This is a genomic window from Paenibacillus sp. YAF4_2 (assembly GCF_052113225.1).
In the GTDB taxonomy this organism is placed as follows: Bacteria; Bacillota; Bacilli; order Paenibacillales; family Paenibacillaceae; genus Pristimantibacillus.
Genome location: NZ_JBFRCT010000001.1, coordinates 210,795 through 236,241, shown reverse-complemented (window position 1 = coordinate 236,241; position 25,447 = coordinate 210,795). Strand labels below are relative to the sequence as shown.

24 protein-coding genes and 3 pseudogenes are annotated in these 25,447 nt (G+C 42.7%); 7 read left to right on the top strand and 20 right to left on the bottom strand.

The features are described 5' to 3' along the window. Positions 1–51: 51 nt before the first annotated feature. The 6 genes from AB4Y93_RS01150 to AB4Y93_RS01125 all read right to left on the bottom strand — a co-directional run bounded on the left by AB4Y93_RS01150 (position 52) and on the right by AB4Y93_RS01125 (position 7,455). Positions 52–3,345, bottom strand: coding sequence for a fibronectin type III domain-containing protein (locus tag AB4Y93_RS01150; RefSeq protein ID WP_441888190.1), 3,294 nt, complete (start codon positions 3,343–3,345; stop codon positions 52–54). Positions 3,346–3,602: 257 nt separating this feature from the next. Next, a complete protein-coding gene (locus AB4Y93_RS01145) occupies positions 3,603–4,001 on the bottom strand; it encodes a hypothetical protein (protein ID WP_441888189.1) in 399 nt (132 codons plus the stop codon). A gap of 156 nt (positions 4,002–4,157) precedes the next feature. Continuing rightward, entirely contained in the window at positions 4,158–4,556 is a 399-nt protein-coding gene (locus AB4Y93_RS01140; protein WP_441888188.1) for a MerR family transcriptional regulator, read from the bottom strand. A gap of 14 nt (positions 4,557–4,570) precedes the next feature. Further along, positions 4,571–4,942, bottom strand: a complete 372-nt coding sequence (locus AB4Y93_RS01135; RefSeq protein ID WP_441888187.1) for a carboxymuconolactone decarboxylase family protein — start codon at positions 4,940–4,942, stop codon at positions 4,571–4,573. Between the two features lie 189 nt (positions 4,943–5,131). Next, a complete protein-coding gene (locus AB4Y93_RS01130) occupies positions 5,132–5,770 on the bottom strand; it encodes an HD domain-containing protein (RefSeq protein ID WP_441888186.1) in 639 nt (212 codons plus the stop codon). Between the two features lie 212 nt (positions 5,771–5,982). After that, positions 5,983–7,455 carry a PAS domain S-box protein gene (locus AB4Y93_RS01125; RefSeq protein ID WP_441888185.1) on the bottom strand — a complete coding sequence of 491 codons (1,473 nt, stop codon included), beginning with the start codon at positions 7,453–7,455 and terminating at the stop codon, positions 5,983–5,985. A gap of 140 nt (positions 7,456–7,595) precedes the next feature. On the opposite strand from AB4Y93_RS01125, the pseudogene AB4Y93_RS01120 reads away from it, so the two are divergent. After that, positions 7,596–7,664 (top strand): annotated as a pseudogene (locus tag AB4Y93_RS01120) (hypothetical protein); the annotation flags it as partial. Positions 7,665–7,809: 145 nt separating this feature from the next. Here the strand turns inward: AB4Y93_RS01120 and AB4Y93_RS01115 are convergent. Then, positions 7,810–8,337: pseudogene (locus AB4Y93_RS01115) on the bottom strand (TetR/AcrR family transcriptional regulator C-terminal domain-containing protein); the annotation flags it as partial. Here AB4Y93_RS01115 and AB4Y93_RS01110 point away from each other — a divergent pair. Then, a pseudogene (locus AB4Y93_RS01110) lies at positions 8,337–9,045 on the top strand (MATE family efflux transporter); the annotation flags it as partial. The pseudogenes AB4Y93_RS01115 and AB4Y93_RS01110 sit on opposite strands and share 1 nt — an antisense overlap. Positions 9,046–9,137: 92 nt before the next feature. Here the strand turns inward: AB4Y93_RS01110 and AB4Y93_RS01105 are convergent. From AB4Y93_RS01105 to AB4Y93_RS01085, 5 genes are all read right to left on the bottom strand, one after another. After that, positions 9,138–10,361, bottom strand: a complete 1,224-nt coding sequence (locus AB4Y93_RS01105; protein WP_441888184.1) for an RNA polymerase sigma factor — start codon at positions 10,359–10,361, stop codon at positions 9,138–9,140. A 7-nt stretch (positions 10,362–10,368) separates the two neighbouring features. After that, positions 10,369–10,716: a YciI family protein gene (locus tag AB4Y93_RS01100; RefSeq protein ID WP_441888183.1), complete on the bottom strand. Its 348-nt coding sequence runs from the start codon at positions 10,714–10,716 to the stop codon at positions 10,369–10,371. Between the two features lie 207 nt (positions 10,717–10,923). Then, on the bottom strand, positions 10,924–11,235 hold the full coding sequence (locus AB4Y93_RS01095) for a hypothetical protein (RefSeq protein WP_441888182.1): 312 nt from the start codon (positions 11,233–11,235) through the stop codon (positions 10,924–10,926). Between the two features lie 123 nt (positions 11,236–11,358). Further along, on the bottom strand, positions 11,359–11,580 hold the full coding sequence (locus AB4Y93_RS01090; RefSeq protein ID WP_441888181.1) for a hypothetical protein: 222 nt from the start codon (positions 11,578–11,580) through the stop codon (positions 11,359–11,361). A gap of 100 nt (positions 11,581–11,680) precedes the next feature. Beyond that, positions 11,681–12,412, bottom strand: coding sequence for a class I SAM-dependent methyltransferase (locus AB4Y93_RS01085; protein ID WP_441888180.1), 732 nt, complete (start codon positions 12,410–12,412; stop codon positions 11,681–11,683). Between the two features lie 2,370 nt (positions 12,413–14,782). On the opposite strand from AB4Y93_RS01085, the gene AB4Y93_RS01080 reads away from it, so the two are divergent. Next, complete coding sequence (locus AB4Y93_RS01080) at positions 14,783–14,995, top strand: glycine zipper domain-containing protein (protein WP_441888179.1); 213 nt, start codon at positions 14,783–14,785, stop codon at positions 14,993–14,995. A gap of 750 nt (positions 14,996–15,745) precedes the next feature. Beyond that, a complete protein-coding gene (locus AB4Y93_RS01075; RefSeq protein WP_441888178.1) occupies positions 15,746–16,561 on the top strand; it encodes a polysaccharide deacetylase family protein in 816 nt (271 codons plus the stop codon). Positions 16,562–16,974: 413 nt separating this feature from the next. Here AB4Y93_RS01075 and AB4Y93_RS01070 read toward each other — a convergent pair whose 3' ends face one another. Beyond that, the gene (locus AB4Y93_RS01070; protein ID WP_441888177.1) at positions 16,975–17,220 is read right to left on the bottom strand and encodes a translation initiation factor 2; all 246 of its coding nucleotides are present in this window, start codon (positions 17,218–17,220) and stop codon (positions 16,975–16,977) included. A 375-nt stretch (positions 17,221–17,595) separates the two neighbouring features. Then, entirely contained in the window at positions 17,596–17,931 is a 336-nt protein-coding gene (locus tag AB4Y93_RS01065) for a DUF3888 domain-containing protein (RefSeq protein ID WP_441888176.1), read from the bottom strand. A 178-nt stretch (positions 17,932–18,109) separates the two neighbouring features. On the opposite strand from AB4Y93_RS01065, the gene AB4Y93_RS01060 reads away from it, so the two are divergent. After that, a complete protein-coding gene (locus AB4Y93_RS01060; protein ID WP_441888175.1) occupies positions 18,110–18,382 on the top strand; it encodes a hypothetical protein in 273 nt (90 codons plus the stop codon). Then, positions 18,379–18,612: a helix-turn-helix transcriptional regulator gene (locus AB4Y93_RS01055; protein WP_441888174.1), complete on the top strand. Its 234-nt coding sequence runs from the start codon at positions 18,379–18,381 to the stop codon at positions 18,610–18,612. The genes AB4Y93_RS01060 and AB4Y93_RS01055 overlap by 4 nt, the downstream gene beginning before the upstream one ends. A gap of 191 nt (positions 18,613–18,803) precedes the next feature. On the opposite strand, the gene AB4Y93_RS01050 is transcribed toward AB4Y93_RS01055, so the two are convergent. From AB4Y93_RS01050 to AB4Y93_RS01030, 5 genes are all read right to left on the bottom strand, one after another. Beyond that, positions 18,804–19,280: a GNAT family N-acetyltransferase gene (locus AB4Y93_RS01050; RefSeq protein WP_441888173.1), complete on the bottom strand. Its 477-nt coding sequence runs from the start codon at positions 19,278–19,280 to the stop codon at positions 18,804–18,806. A 194-nt stretch (positions 19,281–19,474) separates the two neighbouring features. After that, positions 19,475–20,356, bottom strand: coding sequence for a GNAT family N-acetyltransferase (locus AB4Y93_RS01045; RefSeq protein ID WP_441888172.1), 882 nt, complete (start codon positions 20,354–20,356; stop codon positions 19,475–19,477). A 252-nt stretch (positions 20,357–20,608) separates the two neighbouring features. Beyond that, positions 20,609–20,890 carry a hypothetical protein gene (locus AB4Y93_RS01040; RefSeq protein ID WP_441888171.1) on the bottom strand — a complete coding sequence of 94 codons (282 nt, stop codon included), beginning with the start codon at positions 20,888–20,890 and terminating at the stop codon, positions 20,609–20,611. Positions 20,891–21,160: 270 nt separating this feature from the next. Further along, positions 21,161–21,496, bottom strand: coding sequence for a hypothetical protein (locus tag AB4Y93_RS01035; RefSeq protein WP_441888170.1), 336 nt, complete (start codon positions 21,494–21,496; stop codon positions 21,161–21,163). Positions 21,497–21,572: 76 nt separating this feature from the next. Then, complete coding sequence (locus tag AB4Y93_RS01030; protein ID WP_441888169.1) at positions 21,573–21,884, bottom strand: hypothetical protein; 312 nt, start codon at positions 21,882–21,884, stop codon at positions 21,573–21,575. 567 nt (positions 21,885–22,451) lie between these two features. On the opposite strand from AB4Y93_RS01030, the gene AB4Y93_RS01025 reads away from it, so the two are divergent. Further along, positions 22,452–24,521 (top strand): serine hydrolase domain-containing protein, encoded by a 2,070-nt coding sequence (locus AB4Y93_RS01025; protein WP_441888168.1) that lies wholly within the window; start codon positions 22,452–22,454, stop codon positions 24,519–24,521. A gap of 641 nt (positions 24,522–25,162) precedes the next feature. Here AB4Y93_RS01025 and AB4Y93_RS01020 read toward each other — a convergent pair. Further along, on the bottom strand, positions 25,163–25,345 hold the full coding sequence (locus AB4Y93_RS01020; protein ID WP_441888167.1) for a hypothetical protein: 183 nt from the start codon (positions 25,343–25,345) through the stop codon (positions 25,163–25,165). Between the last annotated feature and the right edge of the window lie 102 nt (positions 25,346–25,447).

The window sequence follows — 25,447 nt, the reverse complement described above, 5'->3', positions numbered from 1 at the left end:
CATTGAAAACGGCAACCGATCAAGACCGGCTGCCGTTTTACATCTATCTCCTTAGCTCTCGCTCAGCGAAAAATCATCGAAGTACAGCTCGCCCGCCAAACTATTCACGTAGAGCTGTACCCTTACTCTAGCGGCGTTTGCTGGAGCGGTTTTCATTGCGTGAACGTTTTCGAATCCACTCGTATTCGAGTCATAATCCTTAAGCCACTCTTCAGATAGCTGTCCACCTGCCGAATCATAGAAGATGAGCTTAACCTGCAGCTTGCCGTCACTCCCCTGCTTGGTCAATTGAACGAATCCATCGAGTGTATATGATTTCCCAGGGGTTACAAGCGCATCCTGATAGACGGAGAACCAGTCTGGATTCGAAGGATTTACTTTCATTGATGCGATTCCCGACCGTTTCGTCTGGTCCGTCCATTGGCACAACCATTCTTTTTCGCATGTCCAAATGGCTGTTTTCCAAGAATCGTTATGATCGTCGAATCCAGCGTTAAGCAGCAAATTGGCCGAAGGCTCTTCCGGCGTCACGACGCCATCCCCGTAACCTCTGATCGAGAAGTCATCCAGGTTAATGACAGCGTTCAACCCTTCGATGTAAATATAAGCTCTCACTTTTGCCGTGTTAGCAGGAGCTACAAACGCTCCATAAATATTGTCGTACCCGCTCGTCGTGCCATTGTAGACTTTGATTGTTTTATCATCCAGGATACTGTTTACCGCGTTCAAAAACTGCATTCTGACTTTAATGGTTGAACCGTTGTTAACTGATACATTCGCGAAGCTGTCCATCATGTACGTATGGCCTGCTACAGCTGGCGCAGCTGCGGATACGACGCCAAACCAAGCGCTAGTATCTCCGTTGATACGCAGCGAAGCTTCTCCGGACTTTTTCTCCGCCAAATCACTCGCGCAATATTGTGATTGTTCGCAAGTCCAGCCTCCAGGCATGCCGCTTTCGATCGTCTCGAATCCCGGATTGTGCAGCAAGTTGTCAGTCATTGACGGACTCTCGGTCGTCGCTGTGACCGCAACGCTTGCAGCAGATACATTTAACGACTTATCCTTAGCTTTTACCGTGTACGTGTAGCCAGTACCTGGACGTAAGTCCCCATCTTGGAAAGTCGTACCTGAGGTCATCCCGATCAGGATCGTGTCCCGATAAATAAGGTAGCCGGATACACCTGTGTTATCGGAGGATGCTGACCAGTCTAATGCAATGGTATTAATTCCGGTATCGGTTACCGCAAGATTGAGTGGTGTCGATGGCTGCAACGAATCCAAAGCTTTCGTAGTTGCCGTTAGCTTCGTACTCTTGGAAGATTCGTTTCCAGCCTCATCATGTGCCTGAATCACATATTGATAAGTGGTTCCCGGCTGAAGCGCAACGTCCCGATAAGAGTTCGTTAACCCGCTGACAGCTCCTATTTTCTCACCATTCCGATATACATTGTATCCAGTGACAGCCACGTTATCCGAAGAAGCATTCCATGTCAATTTTAACGTATGTTCCGTGGTCACTGTGCTCACAAGCTGGGAAGGAGCCGAAGGAGCCTGTTTATCCTTGTCAGATTTACCGGTCAATACGACTTTGAATGCAATATCCCGAGAAAACGCCGGAATTGCAAGGTTTAAGCCTTGATTACCACCCGTCATTGTTACCGTTGCTGCTAGAGTAGTTCCCGTATAAGTATTATAAAAAGATACCTGATATTTGCCCGCCTGCAGCCCAGTTAAGTTAAGATGCATCTCCGATACCGTTCTTCCGCTAACAGCATCATACGGGTATTGAGTATCGTTGATCCAGCCAATCGCTCTTGTTTGGTCTTGAAATACACCGGCTTTTGTCCCGTTATTTTGGGTCCCATAATCCTTAAAGCTCATGTTCACCAGATGCTGTTCTTCCGGCTGGAGGAAGCGTGCCAAATTCGTATATTGCTCCTTATAGGCCTCTGGCATATTAAATCCGTTCTCGAAAATCCACCAGACGTTTGATCCGGCTGCTCCCGACCGGAATATTGGCGACCAAACGCCGTCATGGACGTAGTTCATCAAGTTGGCGTCTGTACTTACGTCGTTGCCGGTCTTGCCGGCTTCCCCAATAAATACTGGACGGTCTCCGAACGTCTTAAGCGCGTTTAGATTTGCCTCCCATACGCCGGTTATGTCGGAGTCTGCAGCATACAAATGCATGTTAACCGCATCCAAGCTCTCGAGCCCATCCCAAGAATCTTGGGTCGCGTGCTGCTCAACGTGATCCTTCCATGCGAAGCTTGTTGTCGTCGGATGCTTGTAGAAATCCCAGCTTTTCCAATACTCATCGAGTGTTGCATGCCAGCTGTCACGGATCTCCGCTGTTGTGTCTACCCGGTTATCGGATTCATTCCAGTACTCGAGCATGCCTAGCGATGTGCTGTAGCCCCAGCGTGCGAACACATAACGAAGCAATTTCTTTTGATAGTCAATTGCCTCAGGATTATACCAAAAGTCCGTTTGATTCTCTTTCCATTGAGACGTGCCGCCGTTATCGCGATTGTACGCGTGGTAAGCCCAATCGTACCAGAAATCTCCAAAGCTGTTTAAGGTCAACATGACATATAGATCGTTAGCCTTGGCTGTCTCGATCAACGTATCCATACGCTCCATATTATCCAAATTGTAATTGCCAATTCCATCGTATGTCATCGTAATTCCATTCTGAGTTGTCGAAACAGGGCCATACTCAGGCGAATAGTTCCCCCACCACGTGGAAAGCCATACCCGAATGAGATTCATCCCGGCAGCTTTGTATTCAGGCATAGCAGCTAGCGTCTCCGGCGGGTTGCCCCAAGCGTAGTTCGTTCCTAGCAGCGTAATTTGCTTCCCATAGCTATCGACGAATCGGTCGCCAGATGCATTCATAAATCCACGGCTGGAATCCGGCTTTTTCGCATTAAACTTCATTTTCCCAGATCGGGAAATCCCGTTTTTGTCTTTCACTACGATGATTAACTCGTGCTTGCCCTGTTGGCGTGGAGAATAGCGGACCGTCCAACTTGGGGATGTAGGCGAAGCGTGAAAGGCAGGAACGATTTCTTTAATACCCGAAGGCGTCGTAATCTCAGCAACCACATCCACTTCTTCCGGATCAAATGGATTCGAGTACGTCGTCCCCAAGTTGAAGGTTGCTTCAAGCTTTGAGTACTGCGACGGTTTATCGGTATTCAAATTCACATTCGTAATCGAAGTCGAAATGGTTTTCTCGGAAGCGCTTGCATAACTTGTGTTTACTAACCCACCTCCGAGCATCGTTATTATTAAACAACCTGCCAATAGCCATAACAACCTGTGTTTCATGCGTATCATTACCTTCGATTCCCCCTCATATTAATCACGAATACGAGACGGTTTGACCTTGTCTCCCCTTCATTGTGTGCCGAATTACAGGCTCCCACAACCAGAGGGAATAGACATTTTCACCCTACGATTACCATTTCTCACACTATTCCATAATCATATCAATAACTTGCTTCGCAAACGCTGCTTGGGATTCAATCCGATCCTCACTCTGATCAATAGCCCACCTGAGGTATTAAATGGTTTAAAAATAGAGTAATACCGATCTATTTAATTCTGTAATTAATTAAATAAAATTGGGCATCAGCAGTGTCGTTCTTAAAGAGCATTTCGATACGAGTTCCTTCTGGTCTACATAGTCCAACTAAGATTTCAAAATATTGTGCACCATGTATCGCATCTACCCGTATAGCTTTGTCCTTATTTTTAGTAGTAGTAACTCTTTCGTTTATTGAAAGAACTTGTTCACAATTATATTGCTGAACGTTTTCTTTATATATTTCACGTAGAGACTTTACTATCACGGGTCTTAATTGCTGTAGTAAAGCTTTTTCCATTACCTCTAATTGCGGGTCCGTGTGGGCTAATACTTCAGTGTCCGATTTGAAGGAAACGATGCAGCATATGGTTATCATACCTATCAAAATCCGGTTCATAAATCTCAAAGAAAATAACCTCCCTGATATCGTTTTGGTTATTTTCTCCTTTTAATATGTAGAATATCCTACCTTAAATGCAACAAAGCTACCGTTTATGTGCCGGCAGCTTTGTCAGAGAAGATGAAATATCCAGGTTCTAAGCGTATTCCGTTCAAAAGAAATTCAGAGCGATTTGCCTCGTGCTCGCTCTTCAATATCCCTTTCCAACTCCTTGTAATAATCGGTTTTCTCGTTTAAGGAATCTAAGCTTTCGATTAGCTGGTCGATCTGCTGCCGAATCTGTTGCTTATGGTCCTCGAGCATCCGTCTGCGCTCGGTAACCGTCTCTTCACCGCGGTAGCGAAGCTCGGCGAAATGCTGCATGTCGCGGATCGGCATGCCTGTATCGCGTAGGCGAATGAGGAACTTGAGCCATTCCACGTCTTTTCCGGAATAATAGCGGTATCCGTTATCTTCTCTTTCAATAGCTCGGATGAGACTAACCTTCTCGTAGTAACGCAGCGTATGAGAGGATAGACCAGTCATCTTTGTAACCTGTTGAATAGTATACGTCGTTTTCATACTGTTATTATATATCAGAATGCATCGTTATTTCCTTCACCCGGCAAAGTCATGCTGTTTAGTAGATTCATTCCGTTAATGGCCGTCGGGAATCCCCCGTAAAGAACCGATTGAATGATAACCTCCTTCATTTCCTGCCGAGTTAGCCCTACGTTGGATCCGGCCTCCAAATGAACTCTCAATTGCGTCTCCCTGTTCAATACTGTCAACATAGCTATCGTTGCGATTTCCCGTTCCCTTAAAGTTAATCCTTCGCGCCCGTAAATATCGCCGAACCATTCCACGAGAATATTCCCTAAATCACCTAATGGGGCCACAACGGTTTCTCCAACATGCCCATCTACTTTCTTCAACATTTCCATTCCGAATTCATATCGACTTTTCATCTGATCAGCTCCTTATGTTTTAGCTGATTCTCATTCTAAACTTTAGAGCGCGCTCTAAAGCAAGACATTTTTGAAATCTTCATTCCTGTCGAGAAGGTGCGTACCTATCTGGCGGCAAGTTGAACAACCCGCTAGTGATAATTTGCATTCTTGCTGCCAGTGTTCTGAACTAATATTCCTCGATAGTGATTACTCATCCCATTTGGAATGAAGTACATGATGGCAGAAATTGGGCCGCTTATATCCCGGAAGAAGCAGTTCGCACACGTCGGCGTTAATCGTGCCGTATGTCGTCTCCGGTTTGTGTCTGAAGCCTTCCAAGAATGCAAGTAAGATATTTTGTTTGAACTGGTTGCGAGGAAAAGCCTCAACGACTTGCTGCCTTGCTTCTGCTGAGATGAGATCGAAGTTCTTCCCCACCACATCATAACCGACTCCAAAATTCATAAGCGCCACTTCGGTTTCCTTATATTCGACGATACCCATGGTTGTATGAAGGGCAACGGTATCCCATACAAGCCGAATGGAATCTTCCGGGACGCCGTGACTCTTAAGAAAATCACGGGCTGCATTAGCCCCATCCACCTCAAAGCGTTTGTCCGTACTTCGGAATGCGGGAGTAAGGCCAATATCGTGGAAAATCGAACTGATATAAAGCAATTCAGAATCGTATTTCATTTGATTCAGGTTACCCTTCATAGCCGCAAATAGAAATACCCGATTCGAGTGGTTCCACAGAAGGTCGTCGCCATGCTCACGTAACAATTCAGCCGCTTCAATGGCTAGTTTACTATCAGGAATCTTTATATCAGCGATTAAATTCGTCATCGAAATCTTCCCCCTAATACTTTATTTTTAGTTTGTTCATAAATGTAGACAACTGAAGGAACATATCTGTGACAAGACTAATAACAAATTCAAGATTCCCAATTTTTAACAAGATTATTTTGGAGCCACACCACAACTGAATAAAGAGCATCTATCATCTCTTAAAAGGAGATAGATGCTCTTTGTAGTGTAGTTAAAGTGCTCATAACTGTTTATTCTAAACTTGCACTCAGATTAATTGAATTTTTCTGTTTTACGATTGGCAAAACAACTTCCACCATCGTCCCTTTCCCAACTTCACTTTCGATTCGCATAGTCCCCCTATGATTTTGAATGATCTTCATTGAGACCATTAAACCTAACCCTGTTCCTGTTTCCTTTGTAGTAAAAAAAGGATTTCCGATCTTGGTTATTTCATCTTGTGGGATTCCAAACCCTGTGTCATTAATTCGAATGACAATCTTATCGTACATTTGCTTGGCTTGTACAATTACTTCTCCGCCTTGAGGCATGGATTCAATAGCATTCTTTAAAACATTGATAAATACTTGATTGATACTGCTTTGACAATGAATGAATGGTAAATTGGCATCTAACTCTTTCTTAATTAGAACGTTATAAAGGTTGGCTTGTCCTTCAAATAATCTTGTTACGTGAGTTAATATATGCACTACATCCCTTAACTCATATACTTCATTTGAAGGTTTAGCTAATACTAAAAGCTCACTTACAATTTCATTGATTCGATCAATTTCTGATATCATGACATCATTTCTTAATTTCTTTGAGCCATCCATATCCTCTTTCAAATACATTTGCATAAATCCTCGTAAGCTAGTCAATGGATTTCTAATTTCATGGGCGATCCCCGCTGCTAGTTCGCCAACTAAGGAAAGTTTCTCTGATCTGCGGATTAATTCTTCCGAATGTACCCGTTCCGTTATATCACGCCCCATACTGATTACATGTTGAACTTCACCTGCATTATTTCTAATTTTTTTAGAATGCGCTTCTTGCCATATATAATGACCATTTTTATGCCGAAGACGATATACAAATATTCTGCTTTCAGCGTTATTCGAATTACCATTCCTTAACCAGCCGCCATTCAAATCTTCTGGATGCCAATAATCATAGGCATGTTTCCCAATAAGTTCATCCGGTTCATATCCGAGTTGGTTACGGGAAGCCGGCGAGATATATGAGATAATTCCGTCTGGAGTTAAACGCAAAATAACGTCCTGTGAATGTTCAGAAATAAGCTTATGTAGTTCTTCAATCTTCTTGTACTCTTCTTCCTTCTTTTTTTGTTCCGTTATATCTACAATTTGGAAAATGAAAATGTCATTCCCATTGATTCCCTGAAGGTTTCTTTCTACAGTAACACTTAGATGGCCCCATATAATCATTCCGGATTTATGAATATACCTTTTTTCTAATTGATAACCATCCATTTCACCCTGTCCCAATTTACGCCATAATTCCAGATCAGCTTCTAAATCTTCAGGATGAGTGCCAAATGAAACACCAAGATTTATTAATTCTCTATCGTTATATCCTAGCATTTTGCATAATGAAGGATTAGCCTTCAAAAAATTTCCATCAAAAGATAACAAAGCCATCCCAATTGGAGATTTCTCAAATGCACGTAAAAAAAGACTATGGTCATTGAAATTTGAAAACATCTGTTCCTCCGTTTAAAAGTAGGTACGTGAACCTACTAATAAATTTGATTAACCTTAATAAGGCATTATAACAGCAATTTTCAGTTAAAAATATACATGATTTTCCTGTCCGAATTATTAAAGCATTCCCGATTCCGCAGATGCAGACGGAGCGTAGAGTCTGGATCTATTTGCCGCTGATGAGTTATAACAAAGGGGATCGATGCTACCCGGTCCTCTATATGCACGATGGTCAAAATGTATTCGATCAATCGACGTCATGGGGAAGCGATTGGAGCGTTGATGAGACGATTCCTTTCCACAAATGAGAAACAGCAGCCGATTTGCTGGCTGCTGTCGTGTTGAATTGCACTATTATCCCACCTTCTTCTCCTGCTCCTTGATCACTTGCTCAATCCCCAGCAGTATCAACTTCAAGCCGAATTCAAACGCTCTATCGGTCCCTACCAAACCGAACAGCCCGTTCTTGTACATACCTCGGAACAGTCCCGCATCCGTATTGCTCATGGAGTCCAGAAGACGGTCCATCTCTCCTAACGGATGCATTTCCTCATCCTTAAGGATAGCGGTAAAAGCCTGCTGATGCTGATATTTGTCCAATACAAAGTAGAAGATAAAGTTCACAAGCGTAAGTACCGATTGTAATTTCTGCTCTTCCTCAAGCGGCGTCGATTCTATGCAGAGCAGCATCCGATTGGTGAACCGAATCATGTCCGGTTCATGGGGCAGCGTCAACATCATAAGCTGCGTTGAGCAGGGGTACCGGCTGAGTACACTCCGAACCGTCACCGCAAACTCCGTCAACTGCTCCTTCCAATCTCCCTCGGAGTGGAACTCCTCCACGATCACTTTAGAGACCTGGTTGGCCAGACGCTGGTAAATGGGACGTATTCGGCGTTGCTTCTGCTACGGTCATTTCTAACTTGGCTGCGAGTGTATACTTTGCCTTCCATATCGGATCTAAGAGCCAATTCTTATCCGTCTCCCTCAAATGGTTCAAGGTTACCAAGGACATTTTCCGTTTTCTGGTTGAGTATGGGGAGCAAGCCGTAGCGGCATTCGGAATTTCATCACGTTTATTACAATTTCCTGAGGTTATTCTGATGGGCTTATGCGAGGGAGTCGTGCCACTCATTGCCTTCTCTTTTACAGCGAATAAATTACGTATGAAGAAAACGATTGGATTCACAATCAAAGGGATTGCGGTGTTAGCTATCCTGTTCGGCGTCATCGTCTATCTGATTTCCGACCACCTAATTGGTTTATTTACAAATGACCCGCAGTTAATTGAAATGGGCAGCTATATTCTACACGTAACGTTCTTGTCTTTATTCATTACAGGAATGACCTCGTTGTTTACGGGGATTTTCCAAGCAACAGCGCAAGGAACTGCCTCGTTTATTATGTCCATTATTCAAGGAATTACTTTGATTCCTGTGCTCTCTCTTTATCGCCAATCAAATGAACGGCTTCCACGGGGTGGTCTGGTCACTCGTCATAGCGGATACCGTCTCGTTCCTTGTTGGAGTCATCATGCTGTATGTTCTGCGAAATAAATTGCAGCCGGATTTGGAAAGTTTAGTACAGTAAAAGACAAATACACGCAAAAATGCAGAATAAGGGCACTCCCCTATCCTGCATTTTTACAACCGGCCATTTGGAAATCTTTTTATCAGAGTCACTTAAATCTCAGAAGCTTGGCGGCTTAGAAATTGTCGAATAGAAACTTCAGTGCTTAGTCCAATAGCACGGCTGTATGCAGAGCGAGCCTCTTCTTTTCGCTCCAGCCGCTTGTACAAATGACCGGCAAGCGCCCAGTAGGGCTGATAGGCCACCACATCCGCAGATGGTATAGCTTCCAGCAAGATAACGCCGTGTTCTGATCCATAAACCTCCGCGACCGCTGCTGCTCGACCGACTAATGCGCCAAGTGTAGGATTTATTCGAACGAGGCCTTCATATAACTGAGCAATAGCCTCCCACTCGATACGTCCAGTCCATAAACGCTGCGCATGTACTGATTGAATCGCTGCCATGAGTTGAAAGCGACCAATTCCACCGGCTTGAGAGGCAGCACGTAGATAATCCTCCGCCTCCATGATCAAGCCTTGCTTCCAAAGTGTACAATTTTGCTCAGTGAGTGGAATATAGTTTCCTTTATCATCATGTCGAGCCTCTCGGCGTGCCTCGCAATGCAGCATGAGTGCCAATAGACCGTAAACTTCTGGTTCGCGGGGTACGAATTGAAGAAGCAGCCTCCCCAGATAGATCGCTTCCTCCGCCAAACTCTTCCGAGGTGAATCAACAATGGCAGCCTCCTCCCACCCGCTCCCGTAAGCAGCATAAATGGTCTCCAGAACAGAATCGAGACGATCAGGGATCTCTTCTGAACCAGGCGTTTCAAAAGTTAAGCGTTCGGCACGAATTTTTGCTTTTAACCGAGTAAGACGCTGGCTCATGGTGGAGGGCTTGATGATGAATGCGGACGCAATTCGAGCTGCATCGATCCCAAGCACCGTCTGCAGCATAAGTGGCGTACGCATCCCGGGATCAATTGCTGGATGAGTACAAAGAAACATCATCCTCAAACGTTCGTCCGGAAACGTATAGCTTGAAGAAGTCAGACGTTGTGTATCCTCAGACATAGCAAGGAGTGTCGGCAACGCCATTTCGGAAATTCGGGTACGGCGGGCACGATCAATAAGTCGTCTACGGGCGGTAGTCAGCAGCCAAGCTTCAGGCATATCCGGAATGCCAACCTTTGGCCAAGTCTCGAGAGCGGCGAGAAAAGCATCTCCTATAGCATCCTCTATTGCCTGCAGATCCCGCCAATTTACAGTCAGAAAGGATAGCAATCGGCCATATGCATTACGTGCCGTCTCTTCAATGATCTGATGAGTTTCCATAGAATGATTACTTCAACGCAGGAATATTCTGTCTAACCTCAACCGTATCAACAGGTCCCCGGGCAGCCCACTCTAAAGCGGTGTCTAGGTCCGGAACATCAATAACGAATATCCCGCCAAGCTGTTCTTTTGTCTCGGGAAACGGTCCATCCTGAACAACCAGCTCACCACCGCGCCGCTTCATCGTAGCAGCCGTCTCAGGAGCATAGAGACCCGAGCCAAACACCACAACTCCTGCTTCCCGCAAAGCATGTACATAATGCGTCCAGCTTGCCAAATATTCATCTTGTCTTGCGGGATCCTTTCTTGCCGCAAAGTCTTCCTGACTCTCATAAAACATCAACGTGTAATTCATTCTAAAACTCCTCTCTTATATAACCGTATTAGAATTTGGTTTCGTTATAATGTCGTTTCAGTTATTCCGATTTCTACAATTTCAAGAAAAATATTTTTTATTATTTGTCGTTATCTGTGATAATACCACATATTGGATTAAGCTACCCTTACATAAATAAGAAAGGCAGCAGATCATCCTCTGATCTGCTGCCGCGGTGTTGCTTAACTAACGAGCCCCGTATGGTTGATTATGTTCTTCAAAATATCGCTGTAAGTTGTTCCAAACCTCTTCAGATACGAAATAAGTTTCAGTTGCCTCAAGTTCTTCACCATATTGATCCCTGTATTCGATTATATAAAATAAGTTGTCTCCAACAGATTTTAAGCTCCAATCTAAGTAAATAACGCTATCGCCAACGTTTAGGGTTTTCGATTTGGATAAATCAATACATTTGTCATGATCTAGCACTACTTTAGAGATGAATGATTCAATTATATAGATTGAATCTCCTTTACGACATTCATTTGAAACACTCACTTTGACCTACCTCCCATGGGCATAATTAAGTTACATTCTATCATGAACCATGAGCGTAATTTGTCGATTACTTGCCAGCAACTGATCATTCTCTGATCTGCTGCCGTTGTGATACAGAACTCATTACTTTTTTAATAGTGAAACTATATAGATGATGAACGAAGCTATTGTTACCAGAAATCCAATTCCAGAAATAAATGAATAAATAAAGAGTGGGACTGGACTAGGATCGGCGAAAAAATCAGAATGATCCTGCATCGTATTAAAGAAATATAATCCACCTAACAATGCTGCACCTAACCAAACAATTGCACCTAATATAGCAAATATTAATGATTTTTTCATGCAAATAACTCCTTATGTTTGATTAACTATGCCAAGTTAACAGGCTTAGAGAATCATAAAAATAGTCCAGATTTCGTTCACCTTTCAGCAGGAGTGGCACCTAAGCCGTCGGACGGCTAGCGATAAAGACAAATTCAAGTCCCGGACGATCGGGAGCTCCTCGAACATCATCCACAGATAGGCCCACTTCTTGAAGCGAATTAACAATCTCTTTGCGACTCCGAAAGCGTAATGTCGAGTCTGACGTGATAAGAGCACCATCACTCTCGAAGATATAAGTCCACCGGAAGGATACGAAAGAATTTTTAACATCAGTGACCTCGACCCATCCTTCCACATTGCCATAGTTGGGCACCATAACGCAGCGATAGGTGTTCTCCTTGGTCCATCTGTGCCATGCCTGTGCGTTAGGGTCCCGTGCTTCAAAAACGAAACGTCCTCCGAGGCGCAATGAGTCATACACTGCACAGAGGGTCTCCTTCCACTCTCTATCGGTCAGGAAAACCTGGGCGACGTTGCCGGTCATCGTCGCGATGTCCACTGCCATAGGAGAAAGGTCTTTTGTATCGCCAAGAATCCATTCGACACAGTTGGCCCAAGTTTTAGTTCGAGCTACATTGAGAGAAGCTGCGGCTGGATCAACTCCAATGACCTTGATACCCTGGGCAGCAAGACGACAGGCGAAAGTTCCTGTTCCACAGCCGATGTCGAGCACAGAATGCGCACCAAACTCGTTAACCATTCCCTCATAAGCATCGAGGTCGGAACGGTCCGAATCAAATGCGTCATAAATCGCAGCGAGACGAGAATTTTCGAAAAGTTCATCGGCCATAGAAACATACCTCCATTTATCTATTGACAGGGGAATATCAATATCATTATGATAATACTTTTATTTAACTATGCTGATCATTAACTTAATAGAAAAGGAGCACTTGATATTGCGGCAAACTGCTCCTTGATTGCTGAACTATCATTCCTCGTTTAGCGTAATTCGAGATGCAGCGGGCCCTCTTCTCAATACATATTTGTATCGATCAATCCCCCCCCAAATCCCTATCGTTATAGGCATTATATCGTCATAACCTCCCATTTGATAGGTTGAGTATATAAGAAAATTCTTAGTGTGAACTGTATGAGCCTCCATACCTTTGTGGCTCTCTTTCCAATGATTTATGTAATCAATTTTCGAGGGTTTCGTCATTATAAGTGGAAGAATAAGAATTAAACATAATGCAATCCATACTGGCTTCTTTCTTATAATTTTCAACAAAGATAATACCTCCAATCATTAGTTAATATTTTAGACGCATCATTTTGATCAGGGTTGCAGTTTAATTACAATGGCGGCTGATCCTGTGATCAGCCGCCATTGTGTTGTCTGAACTATCGTTCCCAGTTAGCTTAATAAACACTGTCGCTGATTTTGTAATCTGCAGCTGGCGTAATGAAGGATCTTATCGGGAATGTTACAAAGTTCTAGTCACTCATCGGAAATGTTATCACGTTCTTATCAATTCATTTTGAAAAGAACTTGATAACATAAAATAAAAAAGCCGCAATTTATGCGGCTTACAATGTTACTATGTTCTTGTCACCCGACATATATGGCTCTCAACTCTCGGACGACAAGAATTTCTATACATACCTCTGTTAACGCAATTAAGCTGCCGATTGTGTCGGCAGCTTCGTCACTGGTTTCTTATTGAACTAAAACGCTAATTCGTTCTCCATTAATGTCGTTATCACAAATCACTCAGTCACAGCTCCAAGCTGCCCTTAATGTTTTTTAAGTAAGTAGCTCTAAATTCAATTAGGATCCGATCTCTGCCATCCAATCTATAATCTATCCCCTCCTTATCATAGAGCTAATATCTCAACATCTCCTTTTTACCACTATTTGCGATACGGTTCACGGTTGACCGTATCATCAATAGGGCGAAATCGAAAGGCACCCACTGGGGTGCCTTTATAGCCAATGTGTATGTATGTCATTTCTTTGGAGAGATAACACTAGATCCACCAGTCGGCGGGTTTTTACCTACCGGTGATTTCTTTCGCTAAAACTAACCGGATTACAAAGGGAGAATCGATATGGCTCATTTTCAAACCTTAATATTATCAACGTTCAAGAACAGATTCGAAATCAATGACTCTGAGGTGCCTACCAGCAAAATGTCTGGATCATGGCGCTAGCAATCATACCTTACGTTGAGAAACACGCTACGTCCTTACCTAGAGATGGGTAACCGCCAACCCACATTATTCACCTCGTCCTTCGCACAACCAACAAGGCAGGAACCAAAGTCACATCAGACATTCTATTCTCGCATTTGACTACAGGATGAAATCCTGCGGATTCATGAGTCTGAGTGAGGAAACTGAATTATTTCGAGGGAGCGTACTAATCAGTTCCTATTCGCTTTTTGAAACACATGTTATTACGTAAAAAGCAGCCGATAATAGTTACCGGCTGCATCATTATTTTATTAAGTTAATGTTTCCAGTTAACCATCCATGCAGCGCAAAAAACAGCGCTGCACCAGAGAGGTATGAACTTTGGTGCCATTAGAGCCTAACCGTTAGTCTGACTCCAACCATCACGGTGCATCACAGAATGTCGCACCCAATACGGGTAGCACTTATGGGAGATTAATCCTTTTTAACTGGTTGCACCAGCCTTACCTTTATTTTTAAAAGAAAGTCGTATGCTTCCACTTCAATTAATATAATGATCAATCGGAGGCTCTGCCTTTTTTAAAAAGTGTTCTTCTGGGTCTTCTTTTCTATGCTCTTTTACTAGTTTTAAGCTAATTTAATTTTCATGGGAGTTCAAATGCCTGCCGATTTCATATATCTAGACATCTAATAGGTTTAGATAGATGTTGTAACTTTCCTCATCAAGCAAACGAAGATGATTTTTTCGAGCATTCTTCACTTATAAGATTTAATTACATCGAAACTAAGCTCCGCAGCTAATTATTTTGGAAACCGAAATATTCCCGTTGAAATACATGGAAAAGAAATCTATCCAGAAACTGAACTACAGGGATAAGGCAACGGCCTGTATACTTCAAAATAATGCATGGGCAGTGCACTTGTTTTGGATTTGTTAATGAATCCATTTAACTTATTAGGGCAAGATATATTTCGGAATATGCAACAAGTAACATCATTCATAAAAATGAGGGAGTGAGATTATATGACTGACCACAATCGAAAAAATGATTCTGACCACAACGCAGAAGGTATTAACACTGGAGAAACTTTAAGAACAATGGGTGGTGGCGTTGTAGGCGCTGTCGTAGGTTCTGCTTTAGGTCCAATCGGAACTGTTGTAGGTGGTGCTATAGGTGCAGCGTTGGGCAATAAAGCGGGTGATGCTGTTGATGATGAAAATGACGACAAAGAATAATCTCCCCTATCATTAAGTAGGATATCAGGGTGCAGGAGGATAACCTGCACCCATATTTACTTTCTTCTGTAGTAACTCTAATCGCTCGCTGTTCCCTCTTTTCGGACTTTTCATCGACAACGATTTTTTTATAGTTCAGTTCCGTTTGACTTACATTAGATGTGGATTGCACCTTAGCAGTGATCCGGGTTGCTCAGACCAGACCCATAAGAGAGGTATTTTAAGAACTCCTTATGTTATATAAAGTCTTTCGCCATACATATCTGAAGCATGTTTACATAAAAATTTATACAAGAAAGATATTATTGATGTCCTCCAGGAGGCTTTGTTTATACATCTTTTTAACAACGCCGCCAAGATAAATGGCGTATGTAAGAGCGATCGAGAAAATAGTATGAATTCAACAAATGGCTTGGATCCGTTAGGTTAGAAGGACCGGCCTTCACATGTTCAATTCCCTATTTCCCCTCATCATCCTTTTCTTTAATTTAACTACAGGATGAAATACTGTGAATTCATGAGTCAGAGGCGCGGAAAATGGGTCTGCAGGTCCGCGATTGAACTTGAATGCATAATTAGGCACCTAGAAAACGATACTAACTAGCAGGTTTAGTTATAAAATAAAAATAATGCCCCTTTAACCAATAAATAACGAGCATAACACAGGAACCAATGCTTCTGTTGGTTTTTGTATTTGTTTGGGTTAATTATTTTTCCAGCACAAGACTATAAAGAGAGGAAGTACTATTATTGAAATCGTACACTACATATTTCTTTCTTTTGATACTAATTCTTTTGACTACTGGTTGCGAAGAAAAAGAGAATCCACATTCCCAAATACAAGCTGAGGAAAAACAAATCCAAGTACTCCCCATAAATACCAAACCAGTCAAAATGGACTCACGAGTCTCCCCACTTTCCATTCCCATTTTGATGTATCATTCGATTGGCATTAATTCGCAAAGCACGCTTTTTGTACCCCCGAGGGTATTTCAAGAACAAATGGAATATCTAAAAATGTCTGGATATAATACCATTACATTTAAAGATCTGAAGAGTTGGAAAAAGGGGGAAGCTATACTGGATAAACCGATTTTAATTACGTTTGACGATGGTTACTTGGATAATTTCACAATTGGTTATCCAATATTAAAAAGGCTGGAAATGAAAGCTACGATCTTCATTACGAGCGATTTGGTCAGCAGCACCAATCATTTAAGTTGGGGGCAGATAAAAGAGATGGAGGAATCAGGTTTTATCGAAATTGGTGTACATACCCGGCATCATGTGAATTTGATAAAACAGTCCCCGATGCAGCTCAAGGACGAGATCTTGGGAGCTAAGCAAAAGATAGAGGAGAAATTGGGGCATGAAACGCTCGCTTTTGCTTATCCGTTTGGTAAAAACAATACCAAAGTAGTGAAGGTAGTTAAGAATGCCGGATTTGAATTTGCTGTTACGACACTGTCTGGTCTAGCGCAACAAGACCAGGGACTTTTGACACTGCATCGCATTAGGATAACCGGAAATCAGTCTGAGGCTGATTTTGAGCTGATGTTCCCCTAATACCCAGATATTAAAAGAGGCTGATTAAAACGGTAAATATTGCTAATGTTCAATCTAAATGTCCCCCATGTGTTTAGCACTTCTATTGCTCCGCAAAGAAGGATGCAAGGAAATCGTCCAGGAGAAAATATACTGGAACCACAACTGCACGACTAGAGCTAATAGCACTCATTAAAAGCAAAAGCCGGTGATACTTTGATTGTCACCAAGTTGGATCGGTTTGCCCGTATGAAGGTATTGAGATCATCGAGGACTTGTTCAAGCGAGGAATAAAGGTACACGTTCTGGCCTTAATTGGCCGAGAAATAAGTAAAATCTAGCGAAATGTAGCGTTTTGCGTATAGATATGTAGAATATTGAAGTTCATCTAGAGATTCTATGCAATACTCATTTTATCATTTTCCTGATTTGAACTAACTCGTTAATATATAAGTCAAGCTGCGGCTGCATGGAATCGGTTGTTGATTCAGCTCAGTTCGTGATTGTGAGAAGGTCTCTTCTTCCAGTGCTCGAAGGGCAATGCCAGCAGCAATTGCACTAATGCTGTCACCTAATGTAGTGATAATGGTACCAATATAAGCAAGCCTAGCGGCTATAAGTTCCATAGATTCGCTATTCTGATCATTGCTGCCGCTGCTGCCGTTTTTATTATTGTTCATGAATCATGTCACCCGCGCTGGATATTCATTTGTTCCCTGATAACAACCTATGTATCATAAGGTCAGGAATATACCAAAACTAACCCTAACCCTAACAACGTTGCAATCATCAATTTTTTAGGAAAACTTCTCTTTTTAATTAAAGAAATTATTTTGTTAACATAAAGTATCAAAAATAATATAACGCTTATGAAAGAAATTAAGAAACCAATTAGAATTAGAATGATATAAATCCCCCTTATTATTCACTTTCCAATTATAACCTAACACGCTGAAGACATAGGTATTGTTGCATTATACTGCCCATAACGTAACAAAGCTGCCGATTGTTCACTGGCAGCTTCATCAGTTTGACTATTCCACTATCGTCTCCAGTTACTTCAACAGATCTTGGTAATTCGGGGGAAAGTCGTCAATATTCGGCCCTCTAAGATGTTTAAAACTTTTAAGTTCAACTCCAGCAGCCGAGATCCGATATGTAAATATATCCTCACCGACAGGAATATGAGGACCAACTGTAGGACGCGCATCAAGGGTAATTAAAAAGTCAAAACCACGGAAACCATTAACTCTTTTAGTGTTATTCACATCAACAAAGTAAGGATAAATATCCGGGGATCCGCTTCCTGTAAGTATGCCTGAGTATACCTCAAAAAGCTTTTCTCGCATATGCGGTAGCAAGAGCAACACTAACATATCTTGAAGTCGCAATTCCCTCGAGTCCTCAACTGGCTTCTTTTCCAAAGCATGAGCATTACAAAATGAAGTTTGGTTTCCGAACATTGAAACTAATTAAGGCGGTCAGCCTGGCGATTATCGAGTTCTGCTTGGCCAATCGGAATATGCGGGACCTTTTTTTCAACGTCAAATCGGTACGCGTGGACGATCTATGGAAATCAACCGGGTGCGCAACCGGTTGTTCGGGATGCTGTCCGGCGCCGTTCTGGCTTGCTTGATGCTGGAACCTTCGGACGAGCGGGCATTGATGTATTCGAGGATTTACTTTTTCGCTTTACATGGCATCATCGCGACATATGCCCATTCAGAAGAAACCGTCGAGCAGCTGATGGAGCGGCTTCGGGAAACGTTCGAGCAAACGTTCGAGGTGTTCTTGAACGGCTTGAAAACGAAGCTTACAAGCGGGACTGGGAATGGAGGATGATGAAGCTTCATCGTTTGCTGGCCATCACGATGCTGTTGCTTAGCCGAAGAAGAACTACCGTCCAAGAGCTGACCGACCGGTTCGAGGTATCGCTGCGTACGATTTACCGCGATCTCGGGACAATCAACCGTACGAGCATTCCGATCGCTTCCTATTCGGGAGCGGAGAGCGGCTACGAAATCATGGAGCAGTACCGGATCAACAAGCAGATGGACGTGATAAAGTTTTAACGAGATAATCAGGTTTCTCCATTCCCATCCTTTCAATTGAGAATTGCCCACTCTCTGTGTATTCGACTATCCTGCCCTTTGTTCCACGACGAACGGCGGCCGATCGAATGGCTGGCCGCCGCTTTGTCATGATTGAAATATCGTTCACCGTCCAATCCCTGACACTATCATTTGTATAACATTAATCTAATTCACATTGTAAACTCTTGTGCTGGACCTTTGTTATCAATTCTCCTGATCTCATTGTATTGACCGTTTGTATACTCTTTAATAACTTTTCTCCAAAAGATTTGTGCTGGAGTATTCCAATCGAATTCACTCACTCTCCATTTTCCCATATATAATTTAAATGCCTTTATTGCAGCTTGCTTGCCAATATTATTCCTACGATATTTCCTCAAGACAAAAAAGTGATTAAGATAGTATATTCCTTCTATGGATAAATACTTAATGATTACAAAGCCAGCTAATTCCCCATCAACTCGAATAAAATATAAATTATAGTTTGGATCTCCATACCATTCTCTGTAATTGAGATTCGAGATATACGATCCCGTTTCATTAATAGTGGATCTACTTAGCTCTGACAGATCATAAGCAGCAAATTCAAAGAGATTTTTTAGAACATCTAATCCCTCTTCCATAATTTTCTCCAACAATACACTCAATTTGTCACTTCCTAACGGTCATTAGATGTTTGAAGAGAATCATTTCAAGGCATTGTATTAATTACAGCATTCAGAGTACAAATTTCTCATGTGCTAAAGCAACTCCATCATTATCATTTGATTCAGTAATGTAGGCAGGATGGCCCTGACTTAGATCTCGTATTGTTTAAAGACCGGAATCGTTAACTTAGCCGCTAAGCATGAGCCAGCGTAGGTATACAAAACACGGGTAGCTTTCCCAAATCAGAAAGCGGTCTAATAAACAAGACATCTTCATGCTCACCATAGGGTTCTACATAAGCTTTGTTGAGGAGTTGATCAGGTCTGAAGTGAAACCGTACTTTCTTTGTTTGTTTCGTAGTAATTCGCGAGACCAACGTTTCCATGTTCACCTGTTTGTCGCTGATCACCTCATACAAATGCAGCAAATCGCCTTCATGCTCAAAAACGATAATGGCATCGTCAGTTCGCGAGTAATATAGGCATTCGTGGAAGATGTTCAAAGCATAAAATTGAAATAAACCTTCGCTGTTTGTGACACCAACATGTTTTGAAATGGGTCTACGGGAAGAAAGCATTTGTTTAATTAAATCCCAATGCTCTTCCTTCAAAACATCCAGTTTTTCCAGTAAAGTTGGTTCACCTGCGGGCTGAACAGCTATGTTTAAATAAAATTGATGTTCAGGAAATACCGTAAATCCGAACTTGGGGTAAAATTCGAGCACAGTGCTGTTCGCAAATAAGAAAAGCAAATCACATGTGCCTTCGTAGGTTTCCAATACATACTCCATCAGTTGTCTGGACAATCCCTTACCCCGATGCTCGGGATGAGTCATTACCGTTCCAATTTGTAGTGCTCTTTTGCTTTTACCATTAATAAGCAAATCCATTTTACTTACCGAAACATTCGCGATTATTTGGTCATCTTCAACAAATGAATGGCAAATATAGCGTTCGCCCCAGGCTCCCTTTTGGTACCATGCTTCGAAGTCAATCCCAAATACTAGTTTGGAAAGTCGATTGAAGCTTGCTCGGTACTCGTCATGGTTTTTATAGTCATAACTATGTATTATCATCGAAAGAAAAGTGTTGTCCTTTCTAAGTAGAATAATTATTTATTACATGCTCCGCTATGTATTTCCACGAAGATCACTCACTCAAGATAATACTTTGAGTTTACCATTAAACCCCATATTTCGGGGCATAAAGAATACTTATAATTAAGCTAAACTGCATATTAACGTAACAAAGCTGCCGATCGTGTATCGGCAGCTTCATTCAATTTGGCTATTCAACTATAGTTCCCAGTTAGTTGAATTACTTTTTGGTTAATAAATAGATAACTTTATTTTTTTAATTTCATTTGTGTCCTTATCGTATCTAAAATAATAAACTTGCTTTTCATCTTCTTTATACAACCAGAATCCATCTGCAGTACTTCCTGAAGCGTTCGAAAGCTGATTTAGATCCAATCCGCCTGACATACTCACGTTTCTATTAGGATTGGTTCCTGGCATATTGTTTATTTCTTTTTTCATATCTATAACTTGAAAAATGAGAAATAATACAGCAATAAGCAATCCACCAATTAGAATGTTAGTGTTTTTCATGATTAACTCCTTTTGTTCATTTGTTTTAAAACTACCTTAATAGACTTCTTATAGAGCACTGTGTTTCTTTATCTTTGGGCTCTCGATAGTTACTACACAATTTTATTTTAGAACATATTGGAAGTGCCCTCCCCTTTTGTCCAAAAAAATAGCAACCGTATAGACGACGCCGGCTGCTGTCATGGTGTTTCTGAACTAATGTTCCCAGTTAGGTATGGCTTATGTGTAAAGTTACTCACTATATAGCGTGAAGTGCTTCTCAGTAAGTAATTATTCCATCAAACGCTTTGTTGATTCTAGTAGTTGAGAGTATACTATATAATTATCTTCATTTTCTCTTTTTAGATTATCCAAAGCTATAACTTTTTCTTCAATCTTTATTTCAAGATCATTTCTACGAGTTGATAATTTTTGAATAGCACCGTTGTTTAAAGGATCATTTTTTTCTGTGAGAATTGAAATAGAATCAAAATATGCATTCCTCCAGGCTAATAATCTCATTAGTTCTTCTTCAAGTTCTATTTCACCTGCAGAAAGATTTTCAAGTTCAGTTTCGAATTCTTCCTTCATTCGATTAAGCTCATCTTTATATTCCTCTGGTTCCATGTTTCAACCACCTTATATTTTAATAGCCTACCTATATCGTGAAACTGCACGTTTAACTTTGAACTAACGTTTCCCTTTAGCTTAATGATTCGTCTTGATTAATTGACGTTATATTCTCATTCCTTTTCTTCACGATAAGCTTAATTAATTTCACGATATCATCTTCAAAGCAGCCCCAAAGTAGTAAAATGATACCGCAAATTGTCATAACTATTGAATTATGGTACGTGGTTGTTCCACCCATTTCATCCAAAGCTGTTCCCAGTCGCCCAGGAGGAGTAGTCCAGCCTCCTAATGTGGATGAATGACGTGCTGCCGGAATATAAACTCCTAAGTATAAGATTATTCCAGTGAATAATAAAATTCCTCCGACAATTATCTTCTTCAACTATGAACTCATCTCCCTTGAATTAATGTCTTACATAAATATTATATTACCACATATTGGAATTAACCTGCCCTTTACTTCAATAAAACTGGCAACTGATCCGGCTTCCAGTTCACATCCCATCGCTTTAAATGGCATCTTTCAGATTCGATGGACATATTTTCCTTTTCAAGTTCGCCAAACCATTCTATCACTTCTTTATATTATTAAAAAATGAATCATCACGATTTTTTTCATTCTGCCACCCCCTTGCTATCTGACGTGAAGTACTAACACGATTGTTGCGGCCCTTACCTTAGCATAATGAAACCGGTAGCCGATAGACACTCGCGGCGATCCTCAGATGAGCGAAGCAACAACATTCACGAGCGTAGATAAGACGTAAATGTTGCCAATACTCAGCGCCGGTACGTTTAACCGGGCTTTTTATCGAGCCGTCTTCTCTCAATTAAAAGGAATCTTTTGGAAGAGTAGCGCGTATTAAAGAGAGACTCTGCCCAAGCGAAGGCTTTCAAAGGAGGATGGTCTATTCGGGTGGCTTCGCAATAATCTATTCAGGAGGTTCTAATGCGAAAAAGAAGAATGTGGATACCAATAGTGGTGCTGACGTTAACGATGCTTATTCCAACGGGAGCGATGGCCGCCGGCCAGAGCGGTATGCCGGCCTATGAGGCCACGCGGAAATCCGCGGCGGAGAAAGCCGCGCTGCTTACGGGAAGTTACAATACGACGAGCGTTCAGTATGCGCTGATCGATCACGGCAGCATTATCGTCTCCGGTCAATCCGGCCGCAATGACGAGAAGGAAAAACAGACGTTAACGAAGAGAACGATGTACGGCATCGGGTCGACAAGCAAAATGTTCACTGCGGCGGCCGTGATGAAGCTGGTGGACGAAGGGAAGGTAGATCTGGATACGCCCGTCGTTCAGTATCTCCCGAACTTTGCGATGCAGGACGAGCGTTACAAGCAGATAACGCCGCGCATGCTGCTGAATCATTCCTCCGGTCTATACGGATCAACGCTGACGAACGCTTTTTTATTCGAAGACAACGATACCTATGCCCATGATACGTTGCTGAAGCAGTTGGCCGATCAGAAGCTAAAGGCCGATCCAGGCGCGTATTCGGTTTATAGCAACGACGGTTTCACGTTAGCCGAGCTGTTGGTAGAGAAGATCAGCGGCATGGACTTCACCTCTTTCATCCATCGATATTTTACGCAGCCGCTTGGCATGAACGACACCAAGACGCCGTTGGATCGGATTGATAGCTCTCAGATGGCTGGACTCTATTTCCCTACTTATCAGGGACAATTGCCGAACGAGTCGGTCAACGTCATCGGGACCGGCGGCATCTACTCAACGGCGGAAGATTTAGTCCGGTTCTCGCAACTCTTCTCCGGACAGGTTACAAGCATACTCTCCGATACATCCGTAACCGCCATGGGACAATCGGAGTATAAGAGAGGAATGTGGCCGGATGATGCGGATACGTCGGTTAATTACGGGCTCGGCTGGGATAGTGTCAACCTGTTCCCGTTTGGCAATTACGGCATTCAAGCACTGACGAAAGGAGGAGACACGATTCTTTATCATGCTTCGCTCGTCGTGCTTCCCGAGCAGAACATGGCTGTCGCCGTACTCTCATCTGGCGGTGCCAGCACGACCGACCAACTGCTAGCCAATGAAATCTTGCTCAGCGCGCTGAAGGAGAAAGGTGCCATTGCCAACATCAAGCCCGAGAAGTCGTTCGGCGCGCCGGTCAAAGCAGCGATGCCTGCGGAAATTATGAATGATGCGGGTCTATACGGATCGACAAACCAATCGATTAAGGTTGGCATCAGCCAGGAAGGCGTCATGTCCTTATCCTCAGTACAGGTGCCGGAAGCTCCGGCCGAGAAATATGTATATACGGCGGATGGTTCGTTCATAAGCGCGGACGGGAATACGAAACTCAACGTCGTTAAAGAGGCGAACGGACATACTTACTTGTGGATCCGGGCTTATGCCTCGTTGCCAGGGCTTGGCCAAACGGCTTTGTCGCAATACGCCGCCGAGAAGCTAGTAGCCAACGATATACCTGCAGAGACAGCAGCAGCCTGGAAGGAGCGCGACGGCAAAAAATATTATTTGTTGAATGAAAAATATTCGTCGCTTGCTTATCTGATGCTGCCGATCCTAAAGGTCGATTTGTCGAAAGAAGCCCCCGGCTATGTGTTGGATCAGCAAATAACCGGCCCGGATGCCTCGGTCAGCATCTTGCAAATTCCGACGATGGCGGGACGAGATACCCAGGCGTATAACTTCTACAAAGCAGATGGGATCGAATACCTCGATTCTTCAGGCAGCCTCTATGAAAGTGAAGACGCCGTAAAGCCTATCTATGAGGGGGGCAAATCGAAGGCAACAATTCCAGCAAGCGGTCTTGCCAAGTGGTACACGGTGCCCGGCAAAGCGGCAGGCAAGACCATGCAGGTGAAGCTGCCTGCTAACGGTTCTTTTGCCGTTTACGACGAAAAGGGAATTTGCGTGATTTTTAGCATCATCAGCGGCAATCATTCAATTGTACTGCCTAAGAATGGCGCCATTGTTTTCTCCGGCGAAGCCGGATCGAAGATGGATATTTCCATAAAATAAGAACGCATAAGAGAGGGAGATCGTCTGACCAGTTCAGACGATCTCCCTCTTTATTGGATCTTGTGGACTGCCGGCGTTAGTCTTAAATAGACCGGACCTAAGTTGAATGTCCGCAAGGATGCTCTATTGTTCGCTTGGTAAGCGGAATCGCCGTATGGCGGATGTTAGCGTAACGCGAATGGAGCAGTTGCCACCAGCAAGCTGCTCCACAATGCGTTCAACTATGTTTCCCGTTAGCCATACATGCAGCGCAAGATCAGCGCTGCACCACAGAGGATGAAAAAGGTTAGAATCTGTCAATACTTCTAACGGGGCTGGGAGAAGAAGGTCTATGAACTATGGTGCCATTAGAGCCCAACCGTTAGTCTGACTCCAACCATCACGGTGCATCACAGAATGTCGCACCCTTTACGGGTAGCACTTATGGGAGATTAATCCTTTTTGACTGGTTGCACCAGCCTTATCTTTGCTTTTAGAAGAAAGTCGCTATTACCACTTCAACTACATAATCGTTAATATCATAGGCTCAGGCCTTTTTTTAAAAAGAGCTTTTATGGGTCTTTTTTGTTTTGCTCATTTACAGGTTTTGGCCTAATTTAATTTTCATGGGAGTTAAAAATGTTATTGGTGGTGGCGAATCATCAGTGTTTTTTTCTAAACCAAGTAGAGATAAGAATTAAGGTTGTACCAGGTAGTTGGGTAAACAACAGAGCCTCTTTAGGAAAGTAACCCAAAGGAACACCAATTCCTGCTAGAAGAAAAAGAAAAGCGGCAACGATAATCCAAATCCACGCAGATATTCTCTTACGATTTTTAGCTTCCATGTTACTACTATATCCTTTCGATTTAGTTGTTGAGTTGCTGCCGGAAATAGTCCTAGTCCATTGATACCGTCGGTTGCTTCTTGTTGAACTATCGGTTTGGGT

Bases quoted from the DNA above. Each gene is read 5' to 3' on its own strand.
- AB4Y93_RS01150 (WP_441888190.1), bottom strand. From the start codon at position 3,345: ATGATACGCATGAAACACAGGTTGTTATGGCTATTGGCAGGTTGTTTA.
- AB4Y93_RS01140 (WP_441888188.1), bottom strand. From the start codon at position 4,556: ATGAAAACGACGTATACTATTCAACAGGTTACAAAGATGACTGGTCTA.
- AB4Y93_RS01135 (WP_441888187.1), bottom strand. From the start codon at position 4,942: ATGAAAAGTCGATATGAATTCGGAATGGAAATGTTGAAGAAAGTAGAT.
- AB4Y93_RS01130 (WP_441888186.1), bottom strand. From the start codon at position 5,770: ATGACGAATTTAATCGCTGATATAAAGATTCCTGATAGTAAACTAGCC.
- AB4Y93_RS01125 (WP_441888185.1), bottom strand. From the start codon at position 7,455: ATGTTTTCAAATTTCAATGACCATAGTCTTTTTTTACGTGCATTTGAG.
- AB4Y93_RS01105 (WP_441888184.1), bottom strand. From the start codon at position 10,361: ATGGAAACTCATCAGATCATTGAAGAGACGGCACGTAATGCATATGGC.
- AB4Y93_RS01100 (WP_441888183.1), bottom strand. From the start codon at position 10,716: ATGAATTACACGTTGATGTTTTATGAGAGTCAGGAAGACTTTGCGGCA.
- AB4Y93_RS01090 (WP_441888181.1), bottom strand. From the start codon at position 11,580: ATGAAAAAATCATTAATATTTGCTATATTAGGTGCAATTGTTTGGTTA.
- AB4Y93_RS01085 (WP_441888180.1), bottom strand. From the start codon at position 12,412: ATGGCCGATGAACTTTTCGAAAATTCTCGTCTCGCTGCGATTTATGAC.
- AB4Y93_RS01080 (WP_441888179.1), top strand. From the start codon at position 14,783: ATGACTGACCACAATCGAAAAAATGATTCTGACCACAACGCAGAAGGT.
- AB4Y93_RS01070 (WP_441888177.1), bottom strand. From the start codon at position 17,220: ATGAACAATAATAAAAACGGCAGCAGCGGCAGCAATGATCAGAATAGC.
- AB4Y93_RS01060 (WP_441888175.1), top strand. From the start codon at position 18,110: ATGGAAATCAACCGGGTGCGCAACCGGTTGTTCGGGATGCTGTCCGGC.
- AB4Y93_RS01055 (WP_441888174.1), top strand. From the start codon at position 18,379: ATGATGAAGCTTCATCGTTTGCTGGCCATCACGATGCTGTTGCTTAGC.
- AB4Y93_RS01045 (WP_441888172.1), bottom strand. From the start codon at position 20,356: ATGATAATACATAGTTATGACTATAAAAACCATGACGAGTACCGAGCA.
- AB4Y93_RS01040 (WP_441888171.1), bottom strand. From the start codon at position 20,890: ATGAAAAACACTAACATTCTAATTGGTGGATTGCTTATTGCTGTATTA.
- AB4Y93_RS01035 (WP_441888170.1), bottom strand. From the start codon at position 21,496: ATGGAACCAGAGGAATATAAAGATGAGCTTAATCGAATGAAGGAAGAA.
- AB4Y93_RS01025 (WP_441888168.1), top strand. From the start codon at position 22,452: ATGCGAAAAAGAAGAATGTGGATACCAATAGTGGTGCTGACGTTAACG.
- AB4Y93_RS01020 (WP_441888167.1), bottom strand. From the start codon at position 25,345: ATGGAAGCTAAAAATCGTAAGAGAATATCTGCGTGGATTTGGATTATC.